Genomic DNA, 14,704 nt, shown 5'->3' with positions numbered 1-14,704 from the left:
TCGCCAGTCGACTTTGGGACACGGTTTCTTCTGGAACCTGTTGCCTGCCGGTGTGTCCTTTGCCGCAGAATCTCGTGAGATTCAAGGCTGTGGTGAGTACTGACAGGATCAGATAGAGACGATATGAGTCGCATTGTTGGCATTGATCTGGGAACGACCAATTCACTCATTGCCATTATGGAGGCGGATGGCCCGAAGCTCATCCCGAATTCACTTGGCCAGAAACTGACTCCTTCTGTTGTGGGGGTTGAAGGCGAGCATCTGCTGGTCGGAATGACGGCCAAAGAGTATCAGGTCTCACATCCGGATCTTTGCGCGAGCGTTTTCAAACGCTACATGGGAAGTGACTGGAGCGTGACTCTGGCTGGCCGCAAGATGTCGGCGATCGATCTGTCCAGTTGTGTGCTTCGATCGCTGGTCGCTGATGCCGAGCATTATCTGGGCGAAGCCGTAACGTCGGCTGTGATTACCGTCCCTGCCTACTTTAATGAAGAGCAGAGGCGAGCGACGATTGCTGCCGGTCAGATGGCAGGTCTCAAGGTTGAACGGATTGTCAACGAGCCCACGGCTGCAGCCATAGCGTACGGTCTCCATGAAGCCGATTCTCAAAAGACAGCCGTGATTATCGACTTAGGTGGCGGCACGTTTGACGTTTCAATTGTCGAAATGTTTGAAGGTGTGCTTGAAATTCGTGCTTCAGCCGGCGAGATCTTTTTGGGTGGAGAAGATTTCACCGACGCCTGTGTCTCCCAGATTCTCAATCAGGCCGGGATGAAGTTCGAACACACCGAAATGCAGGAGCCACTGCGAGTTTCTCGCTTACGTCGGGAATGCGAACAGGCCAAACGCCGGTTGACAAATGAAGCGTCAACAGAAGTTCGCCTGCCGAACAGTCAGGGAGAAATCGAGCCCGATGCACCGCGTTATGCGATCACACGGGAAATGTTCGACCTCTGGACGAAACCGACGCTGGATCGCATTTTAAGCCCGATCCGCAGGGCGCTAGGCGATGCCGGGCTGAAACGGCAGGAGATCGACGAAGTCATTCTGGCAGGCGGTGCGTCTCGCATGCCGAGTCTTATTAAACGTATTGAAGAGCTGTTCGAAAGACCCACACGCTGCACCATCAATCCCGATGAAGTGGTCGCTTTAGGTGCCGCCGTCAATGCCGGGATTCTGGATCGGCATGAGAGCCTTTCCGAAATTGTCGTGACCGATGTCGCTCCCTTTACCATGGGCGTGGAGATCTGTCGTGAAATTGGTGGCGAAGATCGGGATGGTTATTACCTGCCGATCATCAATCGCAATACAACCATTCCTGTCAGCCGGGTCGAACGCGTGGCCACCCGTGTGGCCAATCAATCCAAAGTGAATGTTTCGGTCTATCAGGGTGAATCCCGATTGGTCAAAGACAACCAGCTATTGGGTTCTTTCGAAGTCACTGGTATTCCCCCCGGCCCACCTGGACAGGAAATTGATATTCGATTCACTTATGACCTCAATGGCATTCTCGAAGCCGAAGCGGTGATTGTGAAGACACAAAAGCGGGCCACTCAGGTCTTTACCCGCCATATGAAAAATCTGAGCGAAAGTCAGATGAAAACGGCTCTCGATAAGATGCAGGCTTTAAAGGCTCATCCTCGCGATGAAGAAGAGAACCGGCTACTGCTTAAATGGGCCGAGCGACTCTATATGGAACTTCCCCATCGTGAGCGAAACCGCCTGGATCAACTGATCACGGGGTTTGAAGAGGTACTGGAATCTCAGGATCAGGCACAGATCAAACTCTTTGCTGAAGAACTGGGAGCATTTCTCAAGGCATTCGATTCCTTTGAAGGCGAACAAGGTGACTACGGAACCTCTCCATCCGACGAGTAAGAGCCTGCAGGTGGAAGAGCATCATCGAGCCTGGGCAAGAAATTACCTCGATCTGGAACCCTCCCTCGATGCCACCGTCTGCGCGACCCGGGCCTTAAAAACTCTGGAAACCGCCGATTTTGAAGGGCATGCCGATTTTGACCGAGCCGTGAAATATCTGGCGGGCGGGCCGGAGACATTATGGACAGCCGCAGACCACGCACATTCCCAGCAGCTCACGGAAAAAGAAACCGAGCAGGTCCTTCGTAAATTTTACAGCCGCTACTACAGCCTTCCGCCGCAATTGAGAAAGCATGAGTACGAGAGGCTCAAGCCCTTGTGCGAACCTCATCCGCGACTGAAACGTCTGCTGAACCATCTTGAGCGTGGGCTGAATCTCAGCCTCAATGTCGATCATGTGGGAACAGAGTATCAGCGGTATCTGGGCGATTGTATTCTCCGATCCTATACCACCTGGCCTACCGAAAAGGGACATTTCTATCGAGAGAAAATCGTAGTTCTCTTTGATCGAGCGAACGAATGGCATGCTGCTGCGCAGATGTTGAAAAGACAAGACCCCAGGCTGGCTTCTCTGGGAGGCAACTGGTTTCAGGAGTTACTCAACATCCAGGATCCTCACTACTGGTACCGCATGCACTTTCCAGATCTGGCAGAGAAAGATACCGGGCTACAGTGGGTCACACCCCAAAAAGCTTCGTTTTTTGATCAATGGGGCTGCCTGATCACCGCGATCCTGTTTGTTATCAGTCTGATTTCCGTATTGATCAATCGCTAGCTGACGCATCAAGGAGTGCTGTCGAATGATAACAATTCGATAAACAATGATCTGCGAAGATTGATCGGCGATCTATATAGTTATGGCAGATCGTGTAAAGACGATTCACAACAATTCAACTGAAATCACTGATGAATATGGACTCTTTACCGGACGATGTTTCCCAATGGCCTCAAGATCCCTGGCGGATTCTGGGGATGGAAAGATCATTTACCAAAAAAGAGTTAAAGCTGGCGTACTCGCGGTTAATTAAACGATATCGCCCCGAATCGGCACCGGAAGCATTTCAAAAAGTCAGGCAGGCGTATGAAACCTTGCAGCATTACGCCGATGCCGATGCGGACACTGCCGCCGTGGCCCATCTGATATGGAATCATCTTCAAACAACGGATGAGAAATCCGTCGAGGATGATGGCACTTCGGCAGAAGATCATTCGGCCGAGACTCCTGAACATGACGACGCGGGACATGAATCATCATCCCAGAGATCCCACCATCGGCGGCAGGCTCACCGAGATGTCGATCCGTGGCAACTGGCGAAGGCGGGTGAATATGAGAAGGCGTATGCCGAACTTGCCAGAAGACGTTTTACGAGACCTCATTTTGAGCGGGAAATGCTGCAGCGCTACTGGTTGCTGACACTTCATCCCGAGCTGGATCGTTCGACAACGGCCTATGATCAACTTCTGAATTTCGCCATCACTTATCGATTGAGTGATGAGGTGGAGCGATTGCTCTTGGCTGAAGTGTCGAACCGGCCGGAACTGGCGATGAAAAACCAGATCTGGAAGCTGATCTCAGGCCGCTACAACCAGAGTTTCCGTCTCTCGTTGTTACGTCTGAGGTGGAAAGGGCTTCTCAAAGACGACGGCGATGAAGTTGTGCTGCAGGAGTTTGAAGAACTGGAATCGCAGTATTTCGACGATCCTGCTCAATGGTTAACGATTGTGATCCAACTGCTGGAACTGGTGGTGGTCTATCATCCCCGTTTGCGTCAGCCGATGTTTGACCGCTGCCAGACCCTTCTGAAAGAATTGGAATCACAAGGGGTTCATCAACAGGAATTGTTTGATCGGGCAGACTATCTGATATCGAATTACCATGACTTCTTTCGCTCGCCTTCATCACTCGTCAGAACCTCTAAATCGATCCGTTTTCTTTATCGTCGCTGTCTGGAGGTCGCTACTGAGTTGGAACATATCGAAAGCCCGCGCAGGCGGGAGATTTTGTTGCCACTGATCGATCAGATTGTGAATCACCCGCAGAGTTCACTGATGTGCCTGGATGAGCTGTTGAAAAAAGGTGCACCCTGGCTGCAGATACTCAGTCAAGCGATCTATCAACTCTGGTATGAAGAATATTCACAGTACGAAGCCCTTGAATTTGAGGGACTGAAAAGCGAGGCCCAGCGCGATACGGTTCTTATGGGTCTGATGTCCGCATCGCAATTCAGCTACAACTCATTGCGAGGACGCGTCCTGCGATTCTGTCTCGTGCACTGTATTGACATGACAAAACTGGTCCCTGTACTGCAGATGATCGAAATCTCCAATAAAGCGACAACACCCCGGGCCGACATGTTGCTCAAAGATAAACCCCTGCGCAGCCTGGTTCAGGCATGTCAGATCGGTATTTAGAAAGAGCCCTGTCGATGATCGTCTTCTCAAGCTTATATGATGGGGAATATGCCGCTATTTATCGGATTGTAATGTAGCTTGAATGCAGGGTACACTACGGGGAGTGAAGTAGAAAAGTGTTAAAGAGTCCCAACGATCAGTAAGTTTTATAAAAAATGCAATCTAGAACCTTGTTGAGTGGACAACAAACTTACCAGCGCGATGAGGGAAGTTGAGGTAATAGTATAAGGAATCATGTCGGAGTGTTCTTTGCTGAAAGCAATCTCAATTATCGATTCATGAAAGTTCATCAGAATGGATAACGATCCTCTACCTGAAACCAGAGACAATTTTGTGATCGATGAGCACCATCTCGCCTGGGGGAGGTCTGTTCTGGGCCTGGAAACAGGAGCGGAAGTGGATGATATACAAGCCGTTGCTTTAAGCGCGTTGGAGAAATCTGGATTTACAAGTAATGAGGCATTAGATCATGCCGTTAAGTATCTGGCGGGAAAGCCGGAGACATTATGGACGCCGACTGATCGATCGCACTGGGAGCAGCTCAATGAAGCCCAGGTTGAGGTGGAACTTCGCAGTTTCTTTTCTCGCTATTTAGGTTACCCTCCGAAGGATCGTAAACGGGAGTATGAGCGGTTGAGGCCTTTGTGTCAGCCACACCTACGCTTGAAGCGACTGCTGGAACATCTTGAACGCGGGCTCGATATCAACTCTGAAATCAATCATCTCGGATCAGTGCACCTCAAGTATTTGGGCAAATGTATCCTGAATTCGTATGTCACGTGGCCCACCGAGAAGGGGGACTTCTATCGCAAGAAAATCGATGTATTCTTTGATAAGCCGATGGAGTGGCAGGCTGAGTCGCAAAAGTTGAGAAGGATTGATCCGAAGCTCGCATCGCTTGGTGGAGACTGGTTTGGCGAGTTATTACATTCGGACAATCCAAGCCATTGGCATCGCAAATATTTTCCTGATGTCATTGATCCGGAATGGGGGGGCACCTGGACTCATCGCAAAAAGGAGTTTGTAGTAAGTAAGACTTGTGTTGTTTTTGTTGCGATCATTTTGTTGGCAGGTTCGGTACTGTTTATCTGGCTTTGTTGATCCTTTCCCAGATTGATAGTGGTTCAAGTCTTAGTGTCAGTATGGTGCAGTTAGTTTGTGTTTTCGTAATGTGATGGTGCCTCTGGCGTGCAGGTAATAATGGGTACCGATGCTCACTCGCTCCCTGATGATTTCTCGAAGTGGCCAGAAAATCCCTGGGAGTTAATGGGGATGGGACGATCATTTTCAAGTGGTGATCTAAAGCGGGTCTATTCAAAGCTGATTAAGCGGTTTCGGCCTGAAATCGACGCTGAGGCCTTTCAGAAGATTCGGAAGGCGTATGAGGTACTTCTTCCCTATGCTGATGCGAAAAAACGATCAGACGATTTTGCTCTTCTTCTCGGCGAGCAAATGCAGACTCCTGATATGATTCGTCCATTTAAAGATGAAGTTATCCTTGAGTGTGATTCAAAAGATGCTTTTAGAGGTATGGAAGCTTCTGTCAAGGACGCAGATCATTCATATCTGTCATGTCTTGATAGTGATCCGTGGCAATTGGCGAAATCCGGGAAAGTCGATCTTGCTTACGAAGTTCTTTCGCGAAGAAGTCTGACTCATCCTCATATTGAGCGGGAGATGCTGCAAAGATACTGGTTGCTGACGCTTCAGCCGCATTTAGATTCATCGACGACATCTCTGAATCTGCTGTTGAGTTATGCATTGAAGTATGGCTTGAGCTTACAGTCTCAACGGCTGTTGACGAGGGAGTGTTCGAATCACCCCGAATTAACCACAGGAAGAGATTTTTGGAAGCTGATATTGGATCCTGCGTTTCGTACACTTCAAACACAGCTTCTGCGAGTGCGATGGCAGTTGTATTTTAAGAGGGATCAAGACGAAATAGTTATTCAAGAGTTTCATCGACTTGATGAAATGCTTGTGGATGACTGTTCTTATTGGTTAGCTATCATTGTCTGTTTATTGGAGATGTTGATTGTTTATGAACCAGTTCAGAAAGACGAGCTTATTCAACACTGTAAAAGTGCTCTGAGTGAGTTTACTGTTAGTGGGTTTTATGGTGATCATCTTTTGGATCGTGCAGATTGTCTTCTTATAAGCTCTGAGCAACTGAGTTTCACGAACCCATCTATCGTGAAGGCATCACAATCCGTTCGATCTCTATGCCGAATGTGCCTTAAAGTCGCTTTTGAAATGGAATACGAGAATGAGACGCTCCAGAATGAAATGGTTGACGAACTTCTATTACAGTTATTGATTAATCCGCAGGATACGCTTCTATGTCTGGAAATATTGCGGGATAAGGGGACTATTTGGTTTCAGGCGATAAAAGTCAAAATTGAACAACTGTGGTTAAGTAAGTGTGGTCATTACATTGCTCTGGATGGTGATGAGATCCGTCGCCATCTCATTCGTGACCCAGTGCTTCGTTCTGGACTGAAATCGTGGCATTTTTATTATCAGTCACTTCGTTTTCGATTACTGAGATTCTGCCTGTACCAACAGTTAGAGTATTTCCAGGTTCTTAATGTTCTCAAGGATTGTGTTCCAATTGATTCAGAGGTTATAGAACGGATAGATAAACTTTCAGCGGACGACCCTCTGTTGTGTCTGCTTAGGATCTGCCAGATCTATCGATAAGTAATAATTCGTGAAATAGTGTTTGTCTCAAGAAGTCTCAACGCGTTCTTCCTGATTAATCTCGATTGGCACCGCTGTGGTCGGTACGAAGATGTGGTTCAATGGATTGGTATGACATTCTCGAAATCTTACGACGAATGAGTGATGCTCGGGTATTGAAAGGTGTATCAGAAGTATACGGGAAAGAAAATAATGAGCGATTGTGATGTCTTGCTTAGAAACGTTGAACGAAGATCGCCTGAGATATTCGCTTCAAGCGACAAAAGTAGCACATCAGGCCGACCTGCGCTTCAACGAAGGGCCTGACTTCTCTGGGACATAATAGCGACTGGGGTAAGTTCAGCCTTTGCGGATAAAATGAGCGGCGTAGCTGCGAACGCTGGTTCCATTAAGTACATGGAAGACGCGGAGCTTTTCGATTGTCTCCTGGCTGAATCTCGAAAGGGGCAGGTGGATCAGTTTTTTGCCGTAGCGCTGGGCAATCTTCTTCCATGCCAACCCGGGGGGAAGGGGGCTGAGCATGGCGATATGCTTTTCCCGCGAGTAATGACAAGCCGCCATAATCAACCGCTCTTCAAGAGTGTCGGCATGATCGAAATGCCTCGACCGCCAGATATCGGGAATCGGCCGGGGCGGAAATAAAAACATGGCACCGCCATAAGTCGCCATGCCAATCCCCGGGCCTTGCATACTGGCGCGGTAATCGGTCGCAAAGAGTGAAAGCGTCGATTCATCGTGATGCTCGGCATGCCACGTCACCCGCCAGGGATAAGTGCGCGGGTCGGCGGGGGAATCAAACAGCATAATCACGCAATCGAGATTCCCGCGGGCGGGCGGATTAATACGAACATACAACTCTCCCGAATGCCAGTTGCGAAGCGTCTCGCGCATATCGAGACCATCCTTCAAACTGGTTGTGAACTTTTCACTGCGGGCCAGATCAGCACCCATTAACGCGATTGCAGAATCCTTGATATGCGTGCGGAATTTCTCGATCGCCAGATCTTCTGGTGGCCAGCTGCACTGGCGAAATGGATTCCATCGCGACTGCCAATCCTGCTGCTGGAGTTGAGGTGGCTTGGGTGTGAGCTTTAGGGTACACCAGACCCGGGTCTGACCAGGCAGACGCGTTTTCATGCCATAGAAAGTTCCATCCGGCAGGGCGGCTTTATTGATGCCCATGCGCAAAGGGGGAACACCGTCCAGAGGTGGATAGCCGTACTGCTGAGCCACATCGGCCAGTTGCACGGCAAACAGATCTCCAGCAATCTGCTGAGCCGCTGAGATCAGCGTATAGAGCGAAGGAGTGAGATGTTTCTGAATCAGTGTGAGATTACGGACATACTGAAAGTACGTCTTGAGAAGCTTAGGGGTAATCTTGCGTGCGCGGGAACCCAGGTCTTCGCGATATTCATCGCGTGTCGCGAGCAGCATGGTTTTGACGCCGTCGATGCTCAGGTTCTCATCGGATTCCAACTCGGCTCGTGCCCGCTCATAAAGACCGGTGATATAGGGCAGCTCACCCATCATGAAATGTAGTGTTTCCGGAGTGACTGCAAACGTTTCGACCGATTCCACCTGGTCGTCTGTCACTTGGGGGAGGCGATCCTGGTACGCTTTGCGAATCCATGGCCAATCTGTCAGCGAGCAGATACAGAGAATCGAGTTGTACCGCTGTTCGAGTTCGTGCAGGCGATGAGCCATGGTATGAATGCGGGCGTAGGCTTGTTCTCCCGGTGGTGGAGGAATCGCAGGGAGAATGGCTGCAGCAAACGCTTCAGGAGTCGTATGCTTGAGTGAGTAAGGATCGGGATAGACGGCGGTATGACATTCAAAGTGATCGGTTTCGAGGTCGATGAATGCCCGGGGAATCCGTTCTTCCATGGCTGCACGAAGAGCGGCAATGACTGGTTGGCAAGGTTCAACCGGCACATAGCTGGCGGCACGGGTAAAAAATTCCGGCTGTTCATCGTCATCCCGCGTCTCAGCAGGTGGTGTCCACGATCTCACAGTCGGAATGGCGGTTTCCCGCTGCAGGACAATCGAAACCGAAGGCAATTGCAGAATGGCCTGCTCGACAGCTTCGGCAAAGGAAGGTGGCAGCGGCACAGCGAGGCAATCGAAGCTGTGGTGTAGTAAAAACCGGCGAATAGCGACGGAGAAATCACCGCTCTCGTGAATGACCGGGAAGAGCGTGGTCTTGTCACTCAGTCGAAAGACCGGCGAGATTTCTTCGGGAGTAGGCGATTCAGCAGGACGACTCATGGTCAACCATTGGCAGATGGACAGCGTAAAACATGAGAAACTTCTCTGCTTTACGTTGACGATTTTTCAGCCAAATGACCAGTGACGCCTCAAGTGGGAGGAATTCTTCACCCACGGTCAGCGCAAGAATTCGTCTTAACGCCAATCCACAGCAATCGTGAATCCTTCTGATTCAATTCGTGGGAAGCAAGCCGCCAATTTCTGGCGAGGGCTCGGAAGGGACTTCATCTGCCGGAGCCGATGGCCTCGTCTTCGGGAAGACTTTGTCGCCTGTGGATTCTCCCCGGCCGTTCACACCAATCAAGGTGAGCACCAGAAAGAACATGACACCCATCCCCACGAGCAGATACATGAGGCTGGGCTCGATGGTATTCGACGCGTAGAGGTTGCCGTCATTCCGGTTGGCCACTGGTTCCATGGCAAACACCTTCTCGATCAGAGAAAACCAATCACAGAAAACAAAAGACTCCCTTCGCCTTTTGAAACATTCAGACCTGCTCCGGTCACTGCTACCAAATCAGTGCATTTCGCATACCTAACCGGCCAGTTGAGGGGAAACACTCGATTTAACGAGGATTTACGGAGGAGAATGAACGCAGTGACGAGCGAGCATGTTTCAAAAATGAAACATGCTGTTGCCAATTGTTAATAGGAAGAACTGACAGGGCTTGCATGCCTTGCGATCAAGAACTCGCTCAACCACGGAAAACTGCGCCCCAATCAGCACAGCAGCCACTGGTCAACTCCCCTGCTCATGGGAAGCGGCGCAGTATCTCGCTGAAGCTTCGCAGACTGTACTCAGCCCTGCATCGAGACTGGAAGTTTCGTCTTGTTCATCGAGCCCGCGCTAATACCACTGAAACGAAAACGAGCGAAACCGGTCTTCCGCGCCGGGCTTGATCGGCTTTCGCAAGCTATCGTTTTCAGGGAGTGCCACGGCTCGCAGGAACTGTTCGTCCGCCAGTTGCCGGGCCGTCCAGTCGATGGGCGTTACGTCTTTGAGGCGGCGTTCGTGATTGGTCAACATTTCGACCACCCCTTCGCGAATGACTTGGTTCTCGGCCTGTTGCAGGGGGAGCAGTGCCAGCCAGCCTTCGGTCGTGGTGGGATGGTGGGCAATCTGCACGCTGGGTGGAAGGTTGCCCACCAGCACCTGCCGCACGTTGTAGGTCATTACCCAGCCATCCACTGGCAGCACGGCATATAGGTAGGCAGCGACAGCCACCACGAAGATCTGATTCTTGAGCAGCCAGCCGAAGCTGTGCCCCCGCGAAATCTTGATCATCACCAGCACCACTCCCGCCAGAACACTGGTGACACCCAATATCCCCACGACCCGCATTCGCGTCATGCCGTTGAAGCCGACATAGATTAAGAGCCGGTTGTAGACCGCCAGCGCCAGCAGGATGTTCTCTGCCGCCCAGATCATGGCCAGGTTCCGCAGTGCGGGCATGCGCGGGTCGGTCATCATCGAGGCATTGAAGATGATCGACAGCATGATCGTCGCCAGCGCCAAGGCCACTGTCAGCCAGGCGGCCCCTTCATGCGCATACCCCGAATAGTGGAAGCCCGGCGGGAAGGTCCGCGTCCACATCGTCACGAATTCAAAAACGAGATACATCGCGAAGAGGACAATCAGCACGAGGATCGTATTGCGATAGGCGGGGTAGAGATCGGTCCGCGATGTGTTATCAACCTTCAAGTCTTCCAATGGTTCTGTCTGAAAGACCTCATAGAGGGTCATCAGGTGCGGCCGCATGAGTCCGATCGCCACGGAGCCGCAGATCAGCCAGAAGCCCATCCGATAGGGAGAACCAATGATTGACCAGACCTGCGACCAGAGTTCCTGAAAGGAGAGCAGGCGTTGCTGAACCCAGAGCGAGACATCGGGGTTGGCCTGGATGAACAGCCCGAGAAAGATCACGGCGCAAATCGGCGGGAGGAGGTAGGCCCACAGGATCGCCTGGGCCGGCAATCCCCAGCGGAGGCTCACCCGCTGACGGAAGGTCGCTTCGTAATCGGCCAGGCCGCGAAAGAGACTGGGAATGAACGAAGCCAGCCACCTGAGGACATCTCCCAAATACATCCCGGCACCGGCAAGACTGGTGGAAAGGCAGATGAGGAGTACGCCACCGAGTGCGAAGGCGAGCCAGTTGCCGCACCACGCCAGCCGGAGGGCGGCTCCCCAGATCATGACCGTGGCGGCGAGGACCTGCCAGGGGCGTTGATGCCGGGCGGCACCCAGGAGCAGTGCCAGCGGAGCCGCCGCGAGCAGCAGGGCATACCCGCCAAACCCGTGGCCCCGGTAGAGGGTGAGATCGCCCAGAACGACCAGCAGCAGAACCGCCAGCAACTCCCGCCAGGCCACCCCAAGCCGGGCGGGGGATTGTTCCTGAGCAAGTCGCTCTGTGGCCTGTCTTTCGGCGGCAAGCTGCTCCGCCGCGATGGAGTTCGGCAGCACGCGGGAATCGGTCAAAAACGACGGCATGCTGATCGGCAGCCTCGAACGCTCCTCCATGCTCCCCTCCCGTGACCATCCCGCCACTGCGAACACGACCAACAGACGCTCAGCCCATCATGACAATCCGTTCAGAAAGACCAAGTATATCGTACTCGGCAAGCGGAATGCCACGGGTTGGCTGGATGGGATGTTGCGTCAAGACGGTGGAGTTCAAGGGAGTGTGGGAAGCGAGCGGTGGGCCTGACGCGGAAGGTGAGTGCCTAGCTAGATTTCGTGGGCTTAAGAAATCTCGCCAGGTTCATCATGATTTTTTCTTTATCTTCAGCGTTAAATGGTGGCTCGCTGACTTGCAGGTAGACAACGTTCATCAGGTCTGAGGGTACAGGAGCATCACCAATGCGGATTGGAAACACCTTTTTGTGCGCTCCAAAGGCCCTGCCGATTTCAAAGTGAACCCAAGAAGACTCCCCTGACTCTTTTGACAGAATAACAATGAAACAGTCCGCCTCGTCGATACACTTGGCGATCACATCAACCAAACGATCGCCCACAGCGATCTCTGTCTCGGAGTACCACACATCAAAGCCTACCTGCCTTGCTATCTCGGCCACTTCGCGAAGCATGCCTATTTGTCGAGAACTCCCAGATATGAACGCGCGTTGTTTGTTCTCGTCTTTAGCAAACGGCGTGTTAACGACTGCCTTTGAAGTTAACCGCTGTGACAGCGCCCAAAGAAATTCGACGACTTGTGAATGTGAGGCATCCCGTCGATACGTAATGCAGTCTAGGCGCTTGTCTTCAAGTAGACGCCTACGTTCGAGCGCAGTAAATTCATCCTCAGAAATCAATATGAAGTGCTGTCCGATACTATGTTCGTAGATTGTGGATAGTCTATCCACTATTCCATCAAGATCTGGATCATTCCCGCCAAATCCTACAAATAGAACGGTATAGTTTGAAAAGATAGATTCAAGAAAAGATCGGTAGCCGGGGCTCAAATATAGAAGTCTTGAATAGTCTCGGTTGCTTAACACTATTGAGCCGGGGAGATTGACATCGCCATGCACTTTCAAGACGAAGAAGCGGTTACTTCGAAGGCAATCGAGAGCCTGACCAATTCCGGCAGGAGAGAAAACTGGTGGGACGATGCCACCAGTTTCAAGTGCATAGGCCCCTTCAATCAGTCCATCATAGTTAGACGAAAGCGCAGCAACCCAATCAATTCTCGATACCAAACGATGTGCTTCACTTGGTGTTGTCTTGCCGGTATGGAGAATTGCTGACAAGCAAGTGTTTAGCTGGCTACCGAGACTCTGCTGAAGTTCTTGAGCAACAACGAGCAACCTCCCACGCTTCAGTACCTCTTTGAACTCTGCTGGATCAGCCCGAAGTGGAACTCGATGATCGATACACCAGTTCAGCATTCGCTCGAGCAGAGCACTCCAAGTCGGGAGGCGTGTGCCGTCTTGAGTTTGAGCTTGGGCTGACATCCCGGCGCCAGCGAAAAGCACGCACCGATGATCGCGGATACTCTGTATGAGCATTTCTGGCACCAAGCCTTCAAAACGATGTCTGCGCTCCGCCATATGTTCAAATACCTTTGCATTTCTTAGAAGAGAATTCTCATTTGGATGGATCGCAAAAAACTTAGATGCCGTCCGCTATTTAATTCCAGTGACCAGCGATACGCCGCCAATTGAAACTATCGTATTCCACTCAACGTGATTCGCTTCGCTGTCAAAACGGAATGTCATCGTCGTCAGGCAGGTTGACTTCGACTTCTGCTGCTTTGAATGCTCCAATGCGAGCGATCAGATTCTTCGCCGCTTGCTTCTCAGCCCCTGACATCGCGGCTTGCTCGACCACAGTTTTCAACTGAATGTCGGTAAGAATCGACCATTCGTCTAGCGTGTTAATATTTTCGATCTTTTTCTCGGAAGCCAGTGTTGAAAAGGCTATTGATATGCTTTGGATGAGCCTCTCTCTATATTGAGGTTTCTTGAGAAGAACTTGTGTAATATCGCATGCCACCTGCTCGGGAAGTCGCCCTTTGATCTGAATTCCTTGAAACTTTCCAAAGAAACCAAAAGGGTCTAATCCTGCTCGTAGTGGAATTACATCGATTTTGCGGCCTAGGGCGTAACCGACCTCTTGTACGCACCAATCTGATTCCTTGAATCCTGGTTCTACGACGGCCGCAAGCACATCCATCGTTTCCAAGCCGGCTTCGACTTCATCCCTCCATTCACGAGATGCCTCGATATCTTCGTGTGCGATGAAGGCTGAAATTCCCCAAGTCGCCAGCCCAGCTTTGAGTGCAGACATTCGAGTCTTATTGGATGAAAGATGGCTAACGAATAACTTAAGAAAACCACTTTTCCAAAAGTCCGCAGAGGACGAGGCCGCGGCGGAGAACAGTCTGTTGTACTTTTCAGGACTTTTCTGCTGGTACCAAAGGTCGATGTCGAAGTGGTCGATCACCTCATCAATGGCCGATTCATTTGCGGAGAAGATTCTGTCAAGAACTTCCGCTGCGCAACCAGAATAGTCGTCGTCTCCAAAATTCAACGCTCGCAAGAGCCTCGAGTGACCTGAGATTGTGTTGAGTTGACCTGTAAGCTGCCCAATCGCGTACCAATCACTTTCGGAAAATGATTGCTGAACATATGAAGTGATTACTGCGACCTTCTTTCGATTGGCTGAATTCATTGCCTTTCCCAAACGTTAAAATCTTATCTAAGTGAACAGCGTTTAGGTTATCTTGTGGGTTTTCGCTGTCAATTCCATTCAGGCAGCTAAATGCATGCTGAACTGCAGCATGAAATGACCGGGCATGTTTTCGCTGGAGGCACCCACACGTTGTCGCCATTCCTTCGAGATCTTCGCGCCTTCGCGTAAGAATAGACAGGTAGCGACTGTCTTGAGAATCAAGCTGTTGGTGCGGGATTTTTCCATGGGGTTTGATTTTTAATCATGGCGTTGAGGATG

General features: G+C 51.0%; 12 protein-coding genes. 6 read left to right on the top strand and 6 right to left on the bottom strand.

Going from position 1 to position 14,704, the window contains the following annotated elements; genetic code table 11:
* The first annotated feature begins 123 nt into the window (after window positions 1-123).
* The 5 genes from PLIM_RS15550 to PLIM_RS15530 all read left to right on the top strand — a co-directional run bounded on the left by PLIM_RS15550 (window position 124) and on the right by PLIM_RS15530 (window position 6,990).
* Window positions 124-1,878 (top strand): Hsp70 family protein, encoded by a 1,755-nt coding sequence (locus tag PLIM_RS15550; RefSeq protein WP_013111280.1) that lies wholly within the window; start codon window positions 124-126, stop codon window positions 1,876-1,878.
* The gene (locus PLIM_RS15545) at window positions 1,847-2,653 is read left to right on the top strand and encodes a hypothetical protein (RefSeq protein WP_041401934.1); all 807 of its coding nucleotides are present in this window, start codon (window positions 1,847-1,849) and stop codon (window positions 2,651-2,653) included. Before PLIM_RS15550 ends, PLIM_RS15545 begins: the two co-directional genes overlap by 32 nt.
* A 131-nt stretch (window positions 2,654-2,784) precedes the next feature.
* Window positions 2,785-4,290 carry a J domain-containing protein gene (locus PLIM_RS15540; RefSeq protein ID WP_041401932.1) on the top strand — a complete coding sequence of 502 codons (1,506 nt, stop codon included), beginning with the start codon at window positions 2,785-2,787 and terminating at the stop codon, window positions 4,288-4,290.
* Between the two features lie 294 nt (window positions 4,291-4,584).
* Window positions 4,585-5,391, top strand: a complete 807-nt coding sequence (locus tag PLIM_RS15535) for a hypothetical protein (protein WP_013111277.1) — start codon at window positions 4,585-4,587, stop codon at window positions 5,389-5,391.
* Window positions 5,392-5,490: 99 nt separating this feature from the next.
* Window positions 5,491-6,990 (top strand): J domain-containing protein, encoded by a 1,500-nt coding sequence (locus PLIM_RS15530; protein ID WP_013111276.1) that lies wholly within the window; start codon window positions 5,491-5,493, stop codon window positions 6,988-6,990.
* Between the two features lie 339 nt (window positions 6,991-7,329).
* Here the strand turns inward: PLIM_RS15530 and PLIM_RS15525 are convergent, their stop codons facing one another.
* From PLIM_RS15525 to PLIM_RS15515, 3 genes are all read right to left on the bottom strand, one after another.
* A complete protein-coding gene (locus PLIM_RS15525; protein ID WP_013111275.1) occupies window positions 7,330-9,255 on the bottom strand; it encodes a hypothetical protein in 1,926 nt (641 codons plus the stop codon).
* Window positions 9,256-9,427: 172 nt separating this feature from the next.
* Window positions 9,428-9,673, bottom strand: a complete 246-nt coding sequence (locus PLIM_RS15520; RefSeq protein WP_013111274.1) for a hypothetical protein — start codon at window positions 9,671-9,673, stop codon at window positions 9,428-9,430.
* 429 nt (window positions 9,674-10,102) lie between these two features.
* Window positions 10,103-11,743: a DUF4153 domain-containing protein gene (locus PLIM_RS15515; RefSeq protein ID WP_052301600.1), complete on the bottom strand. Its 1,641-nt coding sequence runs from the start codon at window positions 11,741-11,743 to the stop codon at window positions 10,103-10,105.
* Here PLIM_RS15515 and PLIM_RS24595 point away from each other — a divergent pair.
* A complete protein-coding gene (locus tag PLIM_RS24595) occupies window positions 11,742-11,960 on the top strand; it encodes a hypothetical protein (RefSeq protein ID WP_041401930.1) in 219 nt (72 codons plus the stop codon). The genes PLIM_RS15515 and PLIM_RS24595 overlap by 2 nt on opposite strands.
* Before the next feature lie 16 nt (window positions 11,961-11,976).
* Here PLIM_RS24595 and PLIM_RS15505 read toward each other — a convergent pair whose 3' ends face one another.
* The 3 genes from PLIM_RS15505 to PLIM_RS24440 all read right to left on the bottom strand — a co-directional run bounded on the left by PLIM_RS15505 (window position 11,977) and on the right by PLIM_RS24440 (window position 14,671).
* The gene (locus tag PLIM_RS15505) at window positions 11,977-13,302 is read right to left on the bottom strand and encodes an SIR2 family protein (protein ID WP_013111271.1); all 1,326 of its coding nucleotides are present in this window, start codon (window positions 13,300-13,302) and stop codon (window positions 11,977-11,979) included.
* A gap of 151 nt (window positions 13,303-13,453) precedes the next feature.
* On the bottom strand, window positions 13,454-14,425 hold the full coding sequence (locus PLIM_RS15500; protein WP_013111270.1) for a TIR domain-containing protein: 972 nt from the start codon (window positions 14,423-14,425) through the stop codon (window positions 13,454-13,456).
* Between the two features lie 78 nt (window positions 14,426-14,503).
* Window positions 14,504-14,671 carry a hypothetical protein gene (locus tag PLIM_RS24440; protein ID WP_155523251.1) on the bottom strand — a complete coding sequence of 56 codons (168 nt, stop codon included), beginning with the start codon at window positions 14,669-14,671 and terminating at the stop codon, window positions 14,504-14,506.
* Between the last annotated feature and the right edge of the window lie 33 nt (window positions 14,672-14,704).

Source organism: Planctopirus limnophila DSM 3776 (genome assembly GCF_000092105.1).
GTDB lineage: Bacteria > Planctomycetota > Planctomycetia > Planctomycetales > Planctomycetaceae > Planctopirus > Planctopirus limnophila.
The sequence above is the reverse complement of the archived record's forward strand: the minus strand, read 5'-3'. Positions and strand labels throughout refer to the sequence as shown.